Genomic DNA, 18325 nt, shown 5'->3' with positions numbered 1-18325 from the left:
GCGGGTTCCGTCCGCGGTCCCGCCCGGGCCGGGCGGCCGGACCGGATTCCGGCGGCCGGGCCGGGATCCGGCGGCCGGGCCGGGGACCGGGGTCCGCCACCCCGGTGGATCCGTGAGAAATGCCCGCCCCGGCCGGGGGAGCGTGCCGTGCGACGCACCGGAGGAACACTTCTGGCAAGTTGGCGGATATGGGTACGACGAAGCGCAGATCCCCCCTGACCGACTGGACCGTCCTGGTCCCCGTGGTGGCGCTGGTCGCGCTGGTGTTCAGCTGGGGGCGGGAGCTACCCGGCTTCGCCGTGGTGATCGTCGCCCTGTGCCTGGCCGGCGCGGTCCTGGCAGCCGTCCACCATGCCGAGGTCGTCGCCCACCGGGTCGGCGAACCCTTCGGATCCCTCATCCTCGCCGTCGCCGTCACGGTCATCGAAGTGGCGCTCATCGTCACCCTGATGGCTGACGGAGGGGACAAGTCCGCCTCGCTCGCCCGGGACACCGTCTTCGCCGCCGTCATGATCACCTGCAACGGGATCGTCGGCGTGTCCCTGCTCGTCGGCGCCCTGCGCAACCGGGTCGCCGTCTTCAACCCCGAGGGTTCGGGCGCCGCCCTGGCCACCGTCGCCACCCTGGCAACCCTCAGCCTGGTCCTGCCGACCTTCACCACGAGCAAGCCCGGCCCGGAGTTCTCCACGGGGCAGCTGACCTTCGCCGCGGTCGCCTCACTCGCCCTGTACGGGCTGTTCATCGCCGTCCAGACGGTCCGCCACCGCACCTACTTCCTGCCCGTGGACACCGGCCGGGACGCGGACACCGGCCGGGACGCCGACACGTACCAAGTGGACGACCACGCGGCGCCGCCCACCGACCGCGCCGCCCTGCTCAGCCTCGGCCTGCTGCTGGTCGCGCTCGTCGCGGTGGTCGGCGACGCCAAGGCCGTGTCCCCGACCATCGAGACGGCGGTGGCCAAGGCCGGCCTGCCCCAGGCCGTCGTCGGTGTGATCATCGCCCTGCTCGTCCTGCTGCCGGAGACCCTGGCCGCCGTCCGCGCCGCCCGTCGCGACCGCGTGCAGACCAGCCTCAACCTCGCCTACGGATCCGCCATCGCCAGCATCGGACTGACCATCCCGGCGATCGCGCTGGCCTCGGTCTGGCTGTCCGGGCCGCTCCTGCTCGGCCTCGGCCCGGTCCACATGGTGCTGCTCGCGCTGACCGTGGTGGTCAGCACGCTCACCCTCGCCCCCGGCCGCGCCACACTGCTGCAGGGCGGGGTGCACGCCCGAGCCCGAGCCCGAGCCCGAGCCCGAGCCCGAGCCCGAGCCCGAGCCCGAGCCCGAGCCCGAGCCCGAGCCCGAGCCCGAGCCCGAGCCCGAGCCGGGGGCCCGGGCCCGAGCGGGCCAGGGGCCGCGGGCCGCGGTCACCGCCGCTCGCGCACCAGCACCACCTTCAGCCGGGGCGAGGTGAGGATGTCCCGCTCGCAGAAACGCGCCCGGACCCAGCGCTCCTCGGAGAACAGCCGGGTCTGGTCCGCGTGGTACGGCGAGCCCGGGTCCGAGGACTGGCCGTACGTCAGCAGGGTGCGGGCCACCGGGCAGGAACTGCCGTCCCAGCCGACCGCCTGGATGTGGCTGGACCCGCTCGCGACGTCCGGGTAGCCGCCCGCCGCAGCGTTCCACCGCGCCTCGATCTTGTTCCAGACGCCGAGCGCCTCCGTACCGCCCCCGACCGGCAGCTTCCGGCCGTCCCGGACCACGAACTGGTGCTCGCCCAGCGGGGCGTCCAGCGCGACGCCGGCCGCCCGCAGCTCCGCCACGGTGTCCGCGAGCGCTCGCCCGATGCCGGGCGCCGCCCGGTTGAGCGTCCGCGGCGTATGCACCGGGTCGGTGGCCGAGAACGGCACCAGCCACAGGTCCGCGGCCGGGGTCGATGCCGTCAGCCTGCGCCAGAACCGGTCGAAGAGCAGCGCACCACGGCTGCCGACGTCGGTCGTACGGTCCCAGCGCGCCAGCACGGCGCACGCCGCGGAGACGTCCACCACCGTGTCGTCGCCCGCCGTGGCCGTGCCGCCGGGTAGGGCGGAGCAGGCCTTCGCCACGTCCGCCGCCGCCAGGTCACCGGCCGGCGCCCGGTTCGCGAACTGCAGCCGCTGCAGGTCGGCCACCGTCAGCCGGCCCTGCGCGGCCATCGCCGAGACATCCTGGACGGCCCCGCGCGTCCGCAGCGAGCGCGGAGTGGAGACACTGCCCCAGATCCGCTCGTACCCGGTCAGCGGCCGGTCGGCGTTGGCCAGCCACGCGCTGTCGTTGGAGTTCTCCGCGTACGGGGCGTCGCGCAGCGTCGGCGCCTTCCCCGGGCCGAACACGCCCGGCTGCACCGCGTCGGCGTCCGACCCGAGCGCACAGTCCCCGCGGGAACCGTCCAGCACGGCCAGCCCCGAGGCCGGGTACACGGCCCGGCCCAGCGGTGTGGAGCAGCGGGCGGCGAGCTCGTCGGTGATCCGGGGGAGCACCTGGGTCTGGGTGAAGAGCGTGCCGCCCGCCGAGTCGGCTGCGACCGTGTTCACCCACGGCAGTCCCTGGGTACGCGCCAGGGCGTCCTGGATCCCGGCTACCGAGCGGGCCTTCCCGAGGGCGAGGGCGGTGTCGGATCCGCGCAGGTTCGCCGCGTTGGGGTCGTTCAGCGCGTACGCCGACCGGGTGGTCCAGGGCAGCGGCAGGCCTGCGCCGAGGTTCGTGACGACCGGGCCGTAGCGGGTCCACCACTGGGTGCGGGTGACCGGATCACCGCCCGCCACGGGGACCGTGACCGTCCGCCGGGTCATCTTCTGCGGGACGCCGTCGACCAGATAGGCGGTCGGATCCGCCGGGTCGAGGGTGAGTTCGTGCAGGTTGACCGGGGTGCCGGTCGCCACCGTGTGGCTCCAGGCGACCTTCTCGTTGAAGCCGATGCTGACCGCCGGCATGCCGAGCAGCGAGCCGCCCGACACGTTCAGTTCGCCAGGGATGGTCTGCTGCGACTGCCAGAAGCGGCGCCCGCCCTGCCACGGATAGTGCGGGTTGCCGAGCAGCAGACCGCGTCCGCTCGCCGTCGTGGACCCGGAGAACGCCACGGCGTTGGAGCCCATGTCGTACCGGCCGGTCTCGAAGAAGTCCCGCGCCGCCTCCGCCGCGACGGCCGGATCGGCCTCCTGCGGGGCGGCCGCGCGGGCTCCGCCGTCCGGAGCCGTGGCCGTGGCCGTGGCCGTTGTCGTGTTCGTGGCCGTGGCCGCGGTGGGCGGCTGGGCGCCCGTGATGCCGTCGATGCCGCGCCCCTCGCCGCCGAGCACCGCGATCGCGAAGCCGCGGGCGGCCACGTCGGCCGTGGTGACCGGGCGGACCCAGCCCGCAGCCTTGCAGGCGGGGTCGGTGATCTTGTTCTGGGCGAGCCAGGCGTTGTAGCCGGCCGCCCAGCCGCGCATCAGCTCCTTGAGGTCCTTGCTGGGGCCGGCCGGTGCGGGCGCCGCCAGCAGCTTCTCCACCGTGCCCGACTCCCGGACGCCCTTGAAGTACAGGTCGCTGGAGAGGTTCCGGGTGACGGAGGAGAGCGATCCGTCGGTCGAGGCCTCCTGGCCGAACCAGCGCGAACGCTCGCCCGAGACCGTCACGAACCCGTCCGCGAGGACGCAGACCTGGTCCGCCGCCTGGGCCCAGCCGGTACCGAAGCCGACCTGTGCGTAGTCGCGGCCGAGTATGTGGGGTATGCCGTTCTCCGTGTAGCGGATGACGGCGGACAGGCCGCCGCCGGACGGTATCCGCTCGTCGGACGCCGGTGGGCCCTGGGCGTGGGCCGGCGGGACCACGGCGGTCGCGGCGAGCAGGGCCGCCCCGGCGAGGGCGACGCGACGGAGCGTCGAACGCGTACTGCGGTGCAACGTACCTCCCAAGTGGCCTGAGAACGGCCGTGGTTACCCGATGGACAGGCGGTGCCTCCGTGCCCCCACACTCATTCAGCCGCACCGACGGGTGTCAACATCCCGTCTGGTATCCGGTCGTTGACCTCGGCCTGCGGGACGACGAGGATCACGCCATGACGTCAGCGCGAGCGGGGCAGGCAGGGCCGGGGGAGCAGCCGCACCGGGCGGCAGGACCCGTGCGGGACAACACGGTCGACGGACTGGTGCGCGACAGCGCACGGCGGGTCCCCGACCGTCCCGCCGTCCGCTACGCCGGGCGGAGCTGGTCGTACGCGGAACTCGACGCGGCCGTCACCACCGGGGCCGCACTCCTGCGGGGCCGGTACGGGCTGGCCGCAGGCGACCGGGTCGCCACCTACGCCCACAACTCCGATGCGTACCTGCTGGCCTTCCTCGCCTGCGCCCGCGCCGGGCTCACCCATGTGCCGGTCAACCAGAACCTCACCGGCGAAGACCTCGCGTACGTCCTGGACGACTCCGGGAGCACCCTCGTCCTCGCCGATCCCGGTCTCGCCGGGCGGATCCCGGACCGGTATCCCGTACGGGCCCTGCGCGACACCCCCCACTCCTTCCTCGCCGGGCTCGCCGAGCCGCTCCCCTTCGAGCCCGGGCCCGAGGACGACCGCGACCCGGGCGGCCTGGCGCAGCTCCTCTACACCTCGGGCACCACGGCTCTGCCCAAGGGCGCGATGATGACCCACCGGGCCCTCGCCCACGAGTACGAGAGTGCGATCGAGGCGCTGGATCTGGCCGAGGAGGACCGGCCGGTCCACTCGCTGCCGCTGTACCACTCGGCGCAGATGCACGTCTTCCTGCTGCCCTACCTGGCGGTGGGCGCCCGCAACACGATCCTGGACGCGCCGGTCGCCGAGCAGGTCTTCGACCTCGTCGAGGCGGGCGAGGCGGACAGCCTCTTCGCCCCGCCGACCGTGTGGATCGGCCTGGCCGGTCACCCGCAGTTCGGCGAGCGCGAGCTGGGTGCGCTGCGCAAGGCGTACTACGGGGCCTCGATCATGCCGGTGCCGGTCCTGGAGCGGCTGCGCGAGCGGCTGCCGGGGCTCGCCTTCTACAACTGCTTCGGACAGAGCGAGATCGGCCCGCTGGCCACGGTGCTCGGCCCCCGGGAGCACGAGGGGCGGATGGAATCCTGCGGACGGCAGGTGCGCCACGTGGAGGCCAAGGTCGTCGACGAGCAGGGCAAGGACGTACCGGACGGCACCGCGGGCGAGGTGGTCTACCGTTCGCCGCAGCTCTGCCTGGGCTACTGGAACGACCCCGGGGCGACGGAGAAGGCCTTCCGGGACGGCTGGTTCCGCTCGGGCGACCTCGCGGTGCGGGACGCGGAGGGCTACTTCACGGTCGTGGACCGGGTGAAGGACGTCATCAATTCGGGCGGGGTCCTGGTCGCCTCACGGCAGGTGGAGGACGTCCTCTACACCCATCCGGACGTGGCCGAGGCGGCGGTGGTCGGACTGCCCGACGAGCGGTGGATCGAGGCCGTCACGGCGGTGGTGGTGCCGCGCGGCGCGGTGACGGAGGCGGAGCTGATGAAGTACGCCCGCGACAGGCTCGCCCACTTCAAGGCCCCCAAGCGGGTGCTGTTCGTGGACGCGCTCCCGCGCAACGCCAGCGGCAAGATCCTCAAGCGGGAGCTGCGGGACCGGTTCCGGGCACAGGGCGGCTGACACCCGTACGGGCTCGCGGGATCGGGCTCGCGGGATCACCCCGGTCCCAGGTGGTGGTGCCGGGCTCCGTCCCCGGGCAGGACGCCGCTGCGCCGCAGGCGCCGCAGGGTGAGGTGCTCGTGCACGAGGCGGCCGACGAGCGCGCCGCCGTAGACCACGAAACCGACTCCGACGAGCCAGGACTGGACGACCAGCAGCGTTCCGAAGGGGCCGTACGTCACGGCGTTGGAGGCGATGAGCGGGGAGAACACCAGCTGCGAGAAGATCCGCAGACCCAGCAGTCCGATGCTGGTCGCCACCGCTCCCGGGACCAGGGCCCGCCAGCGGACCCGTCCGCCGAGCAGCAGGCGCTGCGAGCCGATGAAGAACAGGCAGGTGCCGAACAGGTCGCCGAGCGTGCCGACGACCGTGCCGAAGTCGTCGTCCGACGGCGCGGGGATCACCACGAGCAGCCCGAGATAGCAGACCAGCAGGGCGAGCCAGACGACGTGCCGCCACATGGTGTGCCAGCGGGCGGTCGGCAGGTCCCACACCTTCTCGTAGCCGGTCTGCACGGCCGAGCCGAAGGTCAGGCCGAACACGGCGAGGGCGGCGAGCCCGAAGGCGGTGGTCCGCTCCAGCGCCAGGTCCGCCGTGCCGAAGACCATCTCGATCCTGGTGCGCGAGTACGCCGTCACCCCGAGGGCCTGGCCGAGCCACCGGCCGAACCCGGAGCCGCTCCCGGGCGCCGCGGCCGCCACGACCACCAGCAGCGGCACCAGGGTGAGGAATCCGAGGGCCGCGAAGCCCATCGCCCGGTGCATCAACTCCATTTCCCGGCCGCGGCTCCAGGCCAGCCCGACGTAGGAGCCCTGAAGCCGGTTGTGGAGCTGCCGGATGGTCGAGATCACGCCTCATGCACTACCCGGACGTGCCCGTCGGCTCCCGGGAGCCGGACCGAAATAGGCCCGAAGGGGTGGTTTCGGTCGCTTCGATCCCCTCGCGGGGCCGCGGACACCCCCCTGTGCGCGGGTGTCCGCGGCCCCGTGCCTGAGGGCCCCGCTGACGCGCCGCACCCGCCGTCTGGTCAACTGTGGCGCATGACGCGCACCCTGTACCTGCTCTGTTCGGCCGCCCAGCCGGTCTTCGACGTCGCCCGCGTGATCGAGGACGCCCAGGCACGCGGCTGGGACGTGTGCCTCGGTCTGACCCCGACGGCGGCCCACTGGCTGGCGGAGGGCACCGACGGCCTGGCCGCACTCACCGGGCACCCGGTCCGCAGCCGGTACAAGATGCCGGCGGATCCGGACGTGTGGCCGGAGGCGGACGCGATCCTCGTCGCCCCGGCGACGTTCAACACGGTCAACGGCTGGGCGCTCGGACTCACGGACCGGTTCGTCGTCGGCGTGGCCGCCGAGGCCATCGGCAAGGGCACGCCGCTGGCCGTCATGCCGTGCGTGAACACGGCCTACGTACGCCACCCGCAGTTCGAGCAGAGCATCGCCGTCCTCCGGGACGCGGGTGTCCGGGTGCTGTACGGCGAAGGCGGCTTCACCCCCCACCCGCCTGGCCTGGGCGGCACGGAACCGTACCCGTGGGAACCGGCCCTGGACGCCGTGGACGACCTCGTCCGGGAGGACTACCGGCCGGGCGGGTGAACCGCAGCAGAAACGGCCGGGCGGCGTGGTCACCGAGCCGGATGGTCACCGAGCCGGATGGTCACGGGCCGGGACGGCCGCGCGGCCGCCCCGGCCCCGGACGTACGTGCTCCTGAGCGCCTGCGGACGGTCACCGCCCCCGTGCGCGGCACGACGGCGAACCGCTTTCTCGCGTCCTAGGAGCAGGTCATGCGCGAGCCGTCCGGCGTCGCCTCGGTGGACCAGGAGAACCAGGTTCGGGCGTCCACGCCGAGCAGGGACGCCGGGTGCGGTTCCGTGCCGTAGAGCTCGCGGAGCTGCTCGGGGGAGGTGAAGGCGAGGGTGATGCTCGGCCGGTCGGCGGATTCGAAGCAGAAGACGGCGAAGCCGGCGCCGAACGCCGTGTCCAGGTCCTCCGCCGGGCGCCATCCCGCTGCGGCCGCCTCCCGTCCGTAGTACTCCAGGACGTCCTTCCTGGTCCCGCCGTACGCGTAGAACCGCGTCGCGGTGAGCCAGGCGCCCCCGGTGTCGTCCACGCAGTCGGCCCCGGCCCACGGGCCGCCGCCGACGGACACGGCGCCCTTCGGGCGCAGTTCCAGCGCGGGCAGCTGGTCGAGCTCGGCCACGGCCGCCTCCGTTCCCCCACAGTTTTCGAACGGGGGGAGGAGGGAACATCCGCTCAGGCCGGTTCCCACGAGCAGGGCCGCCAACAACGCCCGCACGGCAAGCATGTTCATGGCGAGATTATGACCCTGTCCGGGAGCCGTCCGGTCCACCGGCCTCGCGCAGAACCCGCCTGGCCGCACCCCACCACGCGCCATCGCCGCCGTGGGCCGTCGACTGCCGGTCCTCGGACCGCGCACCGGCCGCGTACTGCGCGTACTGGAGGCGGGCGTAGGTCAGACTCTCCGATCCGTTCGGCCCGCCCCAGACCTCATCGGCGTTCAGGTCGTCCTGCCCGTCGTCCTCCCAGCCGCATTCGGCGCAGATCTCCCACGCGCAGCGGGCATCGAGCGTCAGGAAGCTGCAGCACGGGCAGGCGTAGGGCCCACCGCCCGGTGGGCACGCTGCTCGTAGCTCGCGTGGTGTCATCATGCGAGGAGTGTGCCGGCCCGCCGCGTGACTGGGGCGCGGCCGGGCGGGCCCGGACGCCGTCGACGGGGCCTGTTCGGTGTCGAGTTGGTGGCCCGGGGAGCCGTGACCTGCGGAAGTCCGCGTCAGGAGGCCGGGGGCCGACCGGAGGTGCGCAGGTCGACCAGTCTTTTGATCTTGCCCACCGAGCGCTCCAGGGTCTCCGGGTCGACCACCTCGACCCGGACGGACACCCCGATCCCCGCCCTGACCGCCTGGACCACGGCGGCCGCCGCGGTCTCCCGCAGGGCGGCGTCCGACTCCCGGCGCGCCTCCACCCGGACCGTCAGGGTGTCCATCCGGCCCTCCCGGTCCAGTCTCAGCTGGAAGTGGGGCGCGAGCCCCGGCGTCCGCAGCAGGATCTCCTCGATCTGGGTCGGATACAGATTCACCCCGCGCAGGATGATCATGTCGTCGCTCCGGCCCGTGATCTTCTCCATCCGCCGGAAGGCCGGCCGGGCCGTACCGGGGAGCAGTCGCGTCAGGTCCCGGGTGCGGTAGCGGATGACCGGCATGGCCTCCTTGGTGAGGGAGGTGAACACCAGCTCCCCGGGCTCACCCTCCGGCAGCACCGCACCGGTCAGCGGATCCACCACCTCCGGATAGAAGTGGTCCTCCCAGATGTGCAGTCCGTCCTTCGTCTCGACGCACTCCTGCGCCACGCCCGGCCCGATGACCTCGGACAGGCCGTAGATGTCCACCGCGTCCATGTCGAGGCGCTCCTCGATCTCGCGGCGCATCTCCTCGGTCCACGGCTCCGCACCGAAGATCCCCGTCCGCAGCGAGGTGGTGCGCGGGTCGATGCCCTGGCGCTCCATCTCGTCCAGCAGGGTCAGCATGTAGGACGGGGTCACCATGATGACCTCCGGCCGGAAGTCCTCGATGAGCCGGACCTGGCGGTCCGTCATCCCGCCCGAGGCGGGCACGACCGTGCAGCCGAGGCGTTCGGCGCCGTAATGCGCGCCCAGCCCGCCCGTGAACAGCCCGTAGCCGTAGGCGATGTGGACGATCTGGCCCGCTCGGCCGCCCGCCGCCCGTATCGAACGGGCCACGACATCGGCCCAGGTGGAAAGGTCCCGCTCGGTGTAACCCACGACGGTCGGCCGCCCGGTGGTGCCACTGGAGGCGTGGATGCGGCGCACCTCGGAACGCGGCACCGCGAACATCCCGAAGGGGTACTGGTCGCGCAGATCGGCCTTGGTGGTCAGGGGGAACATGGCGAGATCGGCCAGGGAGCGGCAGTCGTCGGGATGCACCCCCGCCTTGTCGAACGCCTGCCGGTAGAACGGCACCCGCTCGTAGGCGCGGTGCAAGGTCTCCCGCAGTCGCCTGAGCTGGAGGGCGGCCAGCTCGTCGTGGTCCAGCCGCTCGCCCTCGTCGTGGAATCCCGCCTGCACCGCCATGTCGTCACCTCATCGTGAGTGGGTCCCCGAGAACCCGACCGATCATTCGGTAGATTGCCAGGACTCCGCAGGTTAAATCAATGACTCGAACGAGTGATCGTCTGATCTGATGGCCTCCGTGCCGTCCGCCCGCCGACGGCACCAGTCGTGGCGACGGCCTGGCAGGGCGGCAGCCCCGGGCGGCGGACAGGCGCCGAACGCCCGGGGCCGGCCGGGGCGGCGGACTACTGGGGCATCAGCACGGTGTCGACGACGTAGACGTTGGCGTTGGCCGTCCTGACGTTGCCGCAGACCACGTTCGAGGTGCCGTTGACCTTGTAGGCCTCGCCCGAGCCCTTCGTCGTGACCGTTCCCTTCTGCAGCGTCTCGAAGGTGCCGTTCTCCAACTGCTGTGGCGTGAGCTTCCGGCCGACGACGTGGTAGGTGAGGATCTTGGTGAGGGTGGCCTTGTCGGCGAGGACCTTGTCGAGGTCGGCCTTCGGGATCTTCGCGAAGGCGTCGTCGGTCGGGGCGAAGACCGTGATGTCCTCGGCGTTGTTCAGGGTGTCGACCAGACCGGCCTGCTTGACCGCGGCGACCAGGGTGGACAGGGCCGGGTTGTTGGACGCTGCGGTGGCGACCGGGTCCTTGGCCATGCCGTCGAACGAACCCGCGCCCTCCTTCGGCACGCCGGCGCAGGCCGCACCGAAGGGCTCGTCGCCGGTCATGGCCTCGCCCGTCGGGCTGCTCGCCCGGGTCTTGGCCTCGGTGCCCGCGGCGGGGGCGGCCTCGGTGCCGCTGCCGGTGTCGGAGCAGGCGGCGAGCGTGAAGGGCAGCAGGGCGGCTGCGGCGACGGCGAGCGCGGTACGGCGGATCTTCAGACTGTTCATGATCATTTGCTCCCCTTGAGCGTCTTTGGTGTTCCAGGTGTTCAGGGATGGTGCTGCCGGGCCGGCCCCGACACGGGCCGGCCCGGGGGTCCAGGAGACGGTGACGCAGACGCCGTGCGGCCGCTCGCTCCGTGGGGGGTCGTCCGGGCGCGCTGCTCGGTCTGGACCCGCCCGGTGCCGTCGGGGGCGCGGACGGTGATCGTGTGTCCACCGGGAGCGGCCTGCCGGGGGAAGGACCACTGGCACCAGGTGTCGACGGTGGCTTGCGGGGCGAGGTCGGCGTCCTGCCAAGGGCCGTCGTCCTGCCAGGGGCCGTCGTCGACGCGGACCTCGACGCGGGCGTTGCCGCGCCGCTGTGCCCGGGCGACACCCGCGACCGGGACGGGGCCTGCGGCGGGGCGGGCGCAGGCTTGGGGTGTCGATCCGCCCCTGGGTCTTGACCGGCGCCCTGCGGGCCCACTTCAGCCTCACCCAGTACGCGTCGTAGGCGCCGAAGGGGGTGAGCTCGATGTCGGTGATCCACGTGCAGGCCGATACGTACCCGTACAGGCCCGGGACGATCATCCGCACCGGAAAGCCGTGGTCGAAGGGCAGGGGTTCGCCGTTCATGCCGACGGCGAGCATCGCGTCCCGGCCGTCCATGACGTCCTCGACGGGGGAGCCGAGGGTCATGCCGTCCACGGACCGGGCCGCCAGCTGGTCGGCCCGCCCACCCCGGGACGGCGGCCGGACGCCCGCTCAGGGTGAGGGAGCCCGTGACCGCGCCGGCGATCGAGGGGAGCGCGTCCCCGATGCCGGTGGAGTCGGGACGGCTCCGGGCTGCTGCGGCGCCCACGATGCCGAAGGGCAGGACTCCCGCGGCGGCGGCCTTCCGGTGGTGCAGACCCAGGACGCCCAGGCCGGCGGAGATCACCGCGAGGACCGCGATCACGCCGAGTTGCAGGACCGCCTTGTCGTCCTCCCCGAAGGTCCGGATCGCGAAGTCCTTGACCGCAGCCGGGGTCCGGTCGATCACCGATCCGCCCACCACCGTCACCGGAGCGGCGGCCGGCCGCACCAGCCCCGCGACCAACCCGGCCACGGCCAGTGCCGTGAAGCCGGCCAGAAGGCCGGTGGGCGCGCCGAGTGCGAAGCGGGAGAGGATGCTGCGGAAGCTGTTCACACCCAGGATTCGGCAGCCGCCAACCGGCGGATTGCTCCGCCACCCCAACGAGTGATGCGTCGGCCGTCCGTGCCCGTGGGGTCGCTCCGGCCGGCGGGGCCCGACACGGGCGGCGGGTGCGGTCGGGCGTTACGGGGTGCGGCGCCCGACCGGACCCGCCGGCGCTCTCAGCCCGCGGTGCCGGTGTCCGCCTCGGTCGCGACCGCCTTCGCCCAGCGGTAGTCCGCCTTGCCGCTCGGGGAGCGCTGTATGGCCGGTGTGATGACCAGCTGCCGCGGAATCTTGTAGCCCGCGAGCCGGGTGCGGCAGTGGCTCTGGATCTCGTCCAGCGTCGGCGCCGCGGCTCCCGGCCGTACCTGGACCACCGCGGCCACATGGCTGCCCCAGGTCGCGTCGGAGACCCCCGCCACCAGGGCGTCGTACACGTCGGGGTGCGACTTCAGCGCCTGTTCGACCTCTTCCGGATAGACCTTCTCGCCACCCGTGTTGATGCACTGCGAGCCGCGACCGAGGACCGTCACGATGCCCTGCTCGTCGACGGTCGCCATGTCACCGAGCAGCACCCACCGCTCCCCGCCCTTCTGGAAGAAGGTGTCGGCGGTCTTCTCCGGGTCGTTGTAGTAGCCGAGCGGTACGTGGCCGCGCTGCGCGAGGCGCCCCGGCTCGCCGACCGCCACCGGCTCGTGCGTCACCGGATCCACGACCTGCGTACGGTCGTTGACCTCCAGGCGGAAGCCCTTTTCCGGGCCCGAGTCGTCCGTCGCCCGGCCGTTGGACCCGGACTCGGAGGAGCCGAAGTTGTTCAGGAGCAGGACGTTCGGCACCAGCCTCTGGAACTCGGCGCGCACCGTCTCGGACATGATCGCCCCGGACGAGGAGACGCTGAACAGTGAGGACAGGTCGGTGCCCCGCAGCGGACCGTTCAGGGCGTCGATGAGCGGCCTGAGCATCGCGTCGCCGACCAGCGACACGCTCGACACCTTCTCCTTCTCGATCGTGCGCAGCACCTCCTCGGGCGCGTACTTGCGGTGGATGACCACCCGCTGGCCGTAGTTGAAGGCGATGAACGAGGTCAGTGTCGACGTCCCGTGCATCAGCGGGGGAGCGGGGAAGAAGGTGAGCCCGGCGCCGCGCGCCGCCACCCGCTCGGCCAGCTCCTCCGGACGCTTCACCGGCTCGCCCGAGGGCTCGCCGCCGAAGAGCCCCGCGAAGAAGAGGTCCTCCCCCCGCCACATCACGCCCTTGGGCATGCCCGTGGTGCCGCCGGTGTAGATGATGAACAAGTCGTCGGCGCTGCGCGGCGGGAACCCGCGCGCGGGCGAGCCGGCCGCCTCCGCGTCCGGGTACGCGACCGGCGCGATCGACGGCTCCGGAGCCCCTTCGGGCGTCTCGCCGACCCGGATCAGGTGCCGCAGCCTCGGCGTCTTCGGCAGCGCGGCCGCCACCCGCCCGGTGAACTCGCCCTCGAAGACGAGCGCGGCGAGGTCGGCGTCGTTGTAGAGGTAGACCAGTTCCTCCTCCACGTAACGGTAGTTGACGTTCACCGGGACCAGTCGGGCCTTCAGGCAGGCCAGGACGGTCTGGAGGTACTCGATACCGTTGTAGAGGTGCAGCCCCAGGTGCTCGCCGGCCGTCAGGCCGCTGTCCAGCAGGTGGTGTGCGATCCGGTTCGCCGCCGCGTCCAGTTCCGCGTACGTGAGGCGGCGCTCGGCGCCGGTCCCGGGGTGGTCCACGTACACGAGGGCCTCACGGTCCGGGACCACGTCCACGACCGACTCGAACAGGTCGGCAAGGTTGTACTCCACCGTTCCTCCTGACCCCGTTGTTCCCGGTGACTGGCCCCGTGGCCGGCTGCTCAGGCGGTCATTAGAGCGCCGTGGCCGGCAACTGGGAAGGGAACCGCCCAAGAAATCTGACTGGGTGTCAGAAAACTATTGAACTGCACCCTCCCCTACTGCAACCTGTTCTAGGTCTTGAGACGGGAGGACGGCAATGGGTGGGACGGAACACCTGACCGTGGAACGCCGCGGCGCCACGCTGGTGCTCACCATGAACAGGCCCGAGGCGAAGAACGCGCTCTCGCTGCCGCTGCTGGTGGGGCTGTACGACGGCTGGCTGGAGGCGGACGCCGACCACGAGATCCGGTCCGTGGTCCTGACCGGTGCGGGGGGCGACTTCTGCGCCGGCATGGACCTCAAGGCGCTGGCCGGCAAGGGCATGGCCGGTGACCAGTACCGGGACCGCCTCAAGGCCGACCCCGACCTGCACTGGAAGGCGATGCTCCGTCACCATCGGCCGCGCAAACCGGTGATCGCGGCGGTGGAGGGCTACTGCGTGGCCGGCGGCACCGAGATCCTCCAGGGCACCGACATCCGGGTGGCGGCCGAAGGGGCCACCTTCGGCCTCTTCGAGGTCAGGCGGGGACTCTTCCCGATCGGCGGCTCCACGGTGCGGCTGCCCCGGCAGATCCCGCGCACGCACGCGCTGGAGATGCTGCTGACCGGACGCCCGTACTCGGCCGAGGAGGCCGCTCGGATCGGTCTCGTCGGGCGGGTCGTCCCGGACGGTACGGCGCTCGAGGCGGCCCTGGAGACAGCCGAGCAGATCAACGCGTGCGGGCCGCTGGCGGTCGAGGCGGTCAAGGCGTCGGTCTACGAGACCGCCGGGCTGACGGAGGCGGAGGGGCTGGCCTCCGAACTCCTGCGCGGCTGGCCGGTCTTCGACACGGCCGACGCCAAGGAGGGGGCGCGGGCCTTCGCCGAGAAACGGCCCCCGGTGTACCGGCGGGAGTAGCCCGGGCCTGGCCGGGCCCGAACCCGTGGCTGCCCGTGCCGGGTGCGGCGCCGCTGCCGGGGGCTCTGCCCCGGGCCCTGCGCACCCCAAGCGCCGGCGGGGCCTGAAGGCCGGGACTCCGCCCCGGACCCCGCGCTCAATCGCCGGCGGGGCTGGGTTTCGACGCCGGTCGGCGGAGGGCCGGGGTGCCCGCCCTGCCCCGCACCGGCCTCGGTCCTGAACGGCGGCGAAGCCGGAAGGGTTTCGTCCCTGGGCGGCAGCCGGTGGCCGGGAGCCATCGGCCGGAACGCCGGATCCCGCCCTTAACCGGAATCAATCGCATCGGAGAGCCACCATGACAGCAGCCTCCCCACCGGAGGTGCTCCGCGCGCCTCTCGTCGTCGAGTTCCCCTTCACCCGGTCCCTCGGACCGGTCCAGGGCGCGTTCCTCACCGGCCTGCGCGAGCGCGTCGTGCTCGGCGTGAAGACCTCCGACGGCAGGGTGGTGGTCCCGCCCGTCGAGTACGACCCCGTCACCTCCGAGGAGGTCCGCGAACTCTTCGAGGTCGCCGCCACCGGCACCGTCACCACCTGGGCCTGGAACGACCGGCCCCGCCCGAACCAGCCCCTCGGCACCCCCTTCGCCTGGGCCCTGGTCAAGCTCGACGGCGCCGACACCGCCCTCCTGCACGCCCTCGACGCCCCCGGCCCCGACGCCGTGCACACCGGCATGCGCGTCCGCGTCCGCTGGGCCGCCGAACGCACCGGCGCCATCACCGACATCGCCTGCTTCGAACCGTACGACGACGGCGCGCCCGCTCCAGGAACCCACCCCACCCCGCACGACGGCGTCTTCCAGGACGCCGTCACCGGCATCGTCGCCGAGGCCCGCCTCGACTACGTGTACAGCCCCGGCCGCGCCCAGACCGCCTACATCAACGCCCTCTCCGAGCGGCGGACCGTCGGCGAGCGCTGCCCCTCCTGCCACAAGGTGTACGTCCCGCCGCGCGGCGCCTGCCCCACCTGCGGTGTCGCCACGACCGACCGGGTCGAGGTCGGTCCGGCCGGCACGGTCACCACCTTCTGCATCGTCAACATAAAGGCCAAGAACCTCGACATCGACGTCCCCTACGTCTACGCGCACATCGCCCTCGACGGGGCCGGCCTCGCCCTCCACGGCCGGATCGGCGGCATCCCGTACGACCAGGTCCGCATGGGTCTGCGCGTCGAACCCGTCTGGACCGAGGGCGGCCGCTACCCCGACCACTACCGCCCCACCGGCGAGCCGGACGCGGACTACGAGGCGTACAAGGAGCTCATCTGATGACCGGGCCCAGGACGAGCAGGTACGCGCGCGACGTGGCCGTCGTCGCCTTCGCGCAGAGCGACCACCTGCGCCGCACCGACGAGCTCAGCGAAGTCGAGATGGTCATGCCGGTCCTCCACGAGGTGCTGGCCGCCACCGGACTGAAGGCCGGCGAGATCGGCTTCACCTGTTCCGGGTCCAGCGACTACCTGGCCGGCCGTGCCTTCTCCTTCACCATGACCCTCGACGGGGTAGGCGCCTGGCCGCCGATCTCCGAGTCCCACGTCGAGATGGACGGCGCCTGGGCACTCTACGAGGCCTGGGTCAAGATCCAGACCGGTGAGGCGGACACCGCGCTCGTCTACGCGTACGGGAAGTCCTCGCCCGGATCCCTGCGCGACGTGCTCACCCGCCAGCTCGACCCGTACTACCTCGCCCCGCTCTGGCCCGACGCGGTGGCCCTGGCCGCCCTGCAGGCCCAGGCCCTCATCGACGCGGGCGAGACCGACGAGTCCGCCCTGGCCGCCATCGCGGCGCGCAGCCGGGCCGACGCCGGAACGAACCCGCACGCCCAGCTGCGCGGCGCCGTCCCCCAGGGCGACTACCAGGTGCGGCCCCTGCGGACCGGGGACTGCCCGCCCGTCGGCGACGGTGCGGCCGCCGTGGTCCTCGCCGCCGGTGACCTCGCGCGGCAGCTGTGCGGACGCCCCGCCTGGATCACCGGCATCGACCACCGCATCGAGGCGCACGGCCCGGGCCTGCGCGACCTCACCGACTCGCCGTCCACGCGGATCGCCGCGCAGCACGCGGGCGTCTTCGACGCCCCGGTGGACACGGCGGAACTGCACGCGCCGTTCTCCTCCCAGGAGGTGGTGCTCCGCAAGGCCCTCGGGCTCGGCCCCACCGGCACCGGCACCGGCACCGGCACCGGCACCGGCACCGGCACCGGCACCGGCACCGGCACCGGCACCGTCGCCGTCAACCCGTCCGGCGGGGCGCTCGCCGCCAACCCGATGATGGCCGCCGGCCTGATCCGCATCGGCGAGGCGGCCGCACGCATCCACCGGGGCGCATCAGACCGGGCCGTCGCCCACGCCACCTCCGGCCCCTGCCTCCAGCAGAACCTGGTCGCCGTCCTGGAAGGGGACCCACGGTGAACAAAGAGCCCGTCGCCGTCGTCGGCATCGGCCAGACCAAGCACGTCGCCGCCCGTCACGACGTCTCCATCGCCGGACTGGTCCGCGAGGCCGCCGCGCGCGCCCTCGCCGACGCCGAACTGACCTGGGCCGACATCGACGCGGTCGTCATCGGCAAGGCCCCCGACTTCTTCGAGGGGGTGATGATGCCGGAGCTGTACCTGGCGGACGCGCTCGGCGCCGTGGGCAAGCCGATGCTGCGCGTGCACACGGCCGGTTCGGTCGGAGGGTCCACCGCGCTCGTCGCCGCCAACCTCGTCGCCGCCCGCGTCCACCGCACGGTCCTCACCCTCGCCTTCGAGAAGCAGTCCGAATCGAACGCCATGTGGGGGCTCTCGCTCCCCGTCCCCTTCCAGCAGCCCCTGCTCGCCGGCGCCGGAGGCTTCTTCGCCCCGCACGTGCGCGCGTACATGCGGCGCACCGGCGCGCCGGACGCGGTCGGCTCGCTCGTGGCGTACAAGGACCGGCGCAACGCGCTGAAGAATCCGTACGCGCACCTGCACGAGCACGACATCACCCTGGAGAAGGTCCAGGCGTCGCCGATGCTGTGGGACCCGATCCGGTACTCCGAGACCTGCCCGTCCTCCGACGGCGCGTGCGCCATGGTCCTCACCGACCGGGCGGGCGCGGCCCGTTCGCCGAAGCCACCCGCCTGGGTGCACGGCGGGGCGATGCGCAGCGAACCCACCCTCTTCGCCGGCAAGGACTTCGTCTCGCCCCAGGCCGGCAAGGACTGCGCGGCCGACGTCTACCGGCAGGCCGGGATCACCGACCCGCGCCGGGAGATCGACGCGGTCGAGATGTACGTGCCGTTCTCCTGGTACGAGCCGATGTGGCTGGAGAACCTGGGCTTCGCCGAGGAGGGCGAGGGCTGGAAGCTCACCGAGGCCGGCGTCACCGAGCTCGACGGCGACCTTCCGGTCAACCCGTCCGGCGGCGTGCTGTCCACCAACCCGATCGGCGCGTCCGGCATGATCCGGTTCGCCGAGGCCGCCCTGCAAGTACGCGGCCAGGCCGGGGAACACCAGGTCCCGGGCGCCCGCCGGGCCATGGGACACGCGTACGGCGGCGGTGCGCAGTTCTTCGCGATGTGGCTGGTCGGGGCGCAGGAACCGACCAGCTGAACGCAACCGTCCGTCCCGCCCGGGTGCCGGACCGGTCACGAGTGACTCACCGTGGCCTGTGCGGCACCCGCCGCGATGGCTAACCTGGCCCCCGGACGACGTACCGGGAGGAGCA

Annotated in this window: 13 protein-coding genes and 2 pseudogenes; 7 read left to right on the top strand and 8 right to left on the bottom strand. The window is 72.8% G+C overall.

The genetic code is table 11. The features are described from left to right. Window positions 1–188 precede the first annotated feature (188 nt). Window positions 189–1271: pseudogene (locus IH80_RS42350) on the top strand (calcium:proton antiporter); the annotation flags it as partial. 140 nt (window positions 1272–1411) lie between these two features. Here IH80_RS42350 and IH80_RS0115450 read toward each other — a convergent pair. Continuing rightward, on the bottom strand, window positions 1412–3904 hold the full coding sequence (locus tag IH80_RS0115450) for a penicillin acylase family protein (protein WP_030960930.1): 2493 nt from the start codon (window positions 3902–3904) through the stop codon (window positions 1412–1414). A gap of 155 nt (window positions 3905–4059) precedes the next feature. Between IH80_RS0115450 and IH80_RS0115445 the strand changes: the two genes are divergently transcribed. Beyond that, the gene (locus IH80_RS0115445; protein ID WP_078906544.1) at window positions 4060–5631 is read left to right on the top strand and encodes a fatty acyl-CoA synthetase; all 1572 of its coding nucleotides are present in this window, start codon (window positions 4060–4062) and stop codon (window positions 5629–5631) included. A gap of 35 nt (window positions 5632–5666) precedes the next feature. Here IH80_RS0115445 and IH80_RS0115440 read toward each other — a convergent pair whose 3' ends face one another. Further along, window positions 5667–6521, bottom strand: a complete 855-nt coding sequence (locus tag IH80_RS0115440) for a YhjD/YihY/BrkB family envelope integrity protein (protein ID WP_030960928.1) — start codon at window positions 6519–6521, stop codon at window positions 5667–5669. A 189-nt stretch (window positions 6522–6710) separates the two neighbouring features. Here IH80_RS0115440 and IH80_RS0115435 point away from each other — a divergent pair, with 189 nt between their 5' ends. Next, window positions 6711–7268: a flavoprotein gene (locus IH80_RS0115435; protein WP_030960926.1), complete on the top strand. Its 558-nt coding sequence runs from the start codon at window positions 6711–6713 to the stop codon at window positions 7266–7268. Window positions 7269–7444: 176 nt separating this feature from the next. Here IH80_RS0115435 and IH80_RS0115425 read toward each other — a convergent pair whose 3' ends face one another. From IH80_RS0115425 to IH80_RS0115405, 6 genes and pseudogenes are all read right to left on the bottom strand, one after another. Beyond that, window positions 7445–7873, bottom strand: a complete 429-nt coding sequence (locus tag IH80_RS0115425; RefSeq protein WP_030960924.1) for a hypothetical protein — start codon at window positions 7871–7873, stop codon at window positions 7445–7447. A 118-nt stretch (window positions 7874–7991) separates the two neighbouring features. Continuing rightward, the gene (locus tag IH80_RS42340; RefSeq protein ID WP_234432250.1) at window positions 7992–8342 is read right to left on the bottom strand and encodes a CPCC family cysteine-rich protein; all 351 of its coding nucleotides are present in this window, start codon (window positions 8340–8342) and stop codon (window positions 7992–7994) included. Between the two features lie 122 nt (window positions 8343–8464). Continuing rightward, a complete protein-coding gene (gene paaK / locus IH80_RS0115420; protein WP_030960923.1) occupies window positions 8465–9781 on the bottom strand; it encodes a phenylacetate--CoA ligase PaaK in 1317 nt (438 codons plus the stop codon). A 224-nt stretch (window positions 9782–10005) separates the two neighbouring features. After that, complete coding sequence (locus IH80_RS0115415) at window positions 10006–10650, bottom strand: fasciclin domain-containing protein (protein WP_030960922.1); 645 nt, start codon at window positions 10648–10650, stop codon at window positions 10006–10008. Between the two features lie 41 nt (window positions 10651–10691). Next, window positions 10692–11821, bottom strand: a pseudogene (locus tag IH80_RS42335) (molybdopterin-dependent oxidoreductase). 158 nt (window positions 11822–11979) lie between these two features. Continuing rightward, complete coding sequence (locus tag IH80_RS0115405; RefSeq protein WP_030960919.1) at window positions 11980–13617, bottom strand: acyl-CoA synthetase; 1638 nt, start codon at window positions 13615–13617, stop codon at window positions 11980–11982. Between the two features lie 187 nt (window positions 13618–13804). On the opposite strand from IH80_RS0115405, the gene IH80_RS0115400 reads away from it, so the two are divergent. The 4 genes from IH80_RS0115400 to IH80_RS0115385 all read left to right on the top strand — a co-directional run bounded on the left by IH80_RS0115400 (window position 13805) and on the right by IH80_RS0115385 (window position 18210). After that, on the top strand, window positions 13805–14605 hold the full coding sequence (locus IH80_RS0115400; RefSeq protein WP_030960918.1) for a crotonase/enoyl-CoA hydratase family protein: 801 nt from the start codon (window positions 13805–13807) through the stop codon (window positions 14603–14605). Window positions 14606–14939: 334 nt separating this feature from the next. After that, complete coding sequence (locus IH80_RS0115395; protein WP_030960917.1) at window positions 14940–15908, top strand: Zn-ribbon domain-containing OB-fold protein; 969 nt, start codon at window positions 14940–14942, stop codon at window positions 15906–15908. Further along, entirely contained in the window at window positions 15908–17047 is a 1140-nt protein-coding gene (locus IH80_RS0115390) for a thiolase domain-containing protein (RefSeq protein WP_030960915.1), read from the top strand. Before IH80_RS0115395 ends, IH80_RS0115390 begins: the two co-directional genes overlap by 1 nt. Beyond that, window positions 17044–18210: a thiolase domain-containing protein gene (locus IH80_RS0115385; RefSeq protein WP_030960913.1), complete on the top strand. Its 1167-nt coding sequence runs from the start codon at window positions 17044–17046 to the stop codon at window positions 18208–18210. Before IH80_RS0115390 ends, IH80_RS0115385 begins: the two co-directional genes overlap by 4 nt. Window positions 18211–18325: the final 115 nt, after the last annotated feature.

The organism is Streptomyces sp. NRRL S-378 (genome assembly GCF_000720645.1).
Taxonomy (GTDB): domain Bacteria; phylum Actinomycetota; class Actinomycetes; order Streptomycetales; family Streptomycetaceae; genus Streptomyces.
The sequence above is the reverse complement of the archived record's forward strand: the minus strand, read 5'-3'. Positions and strand labels throughout refer to the sequence as shown.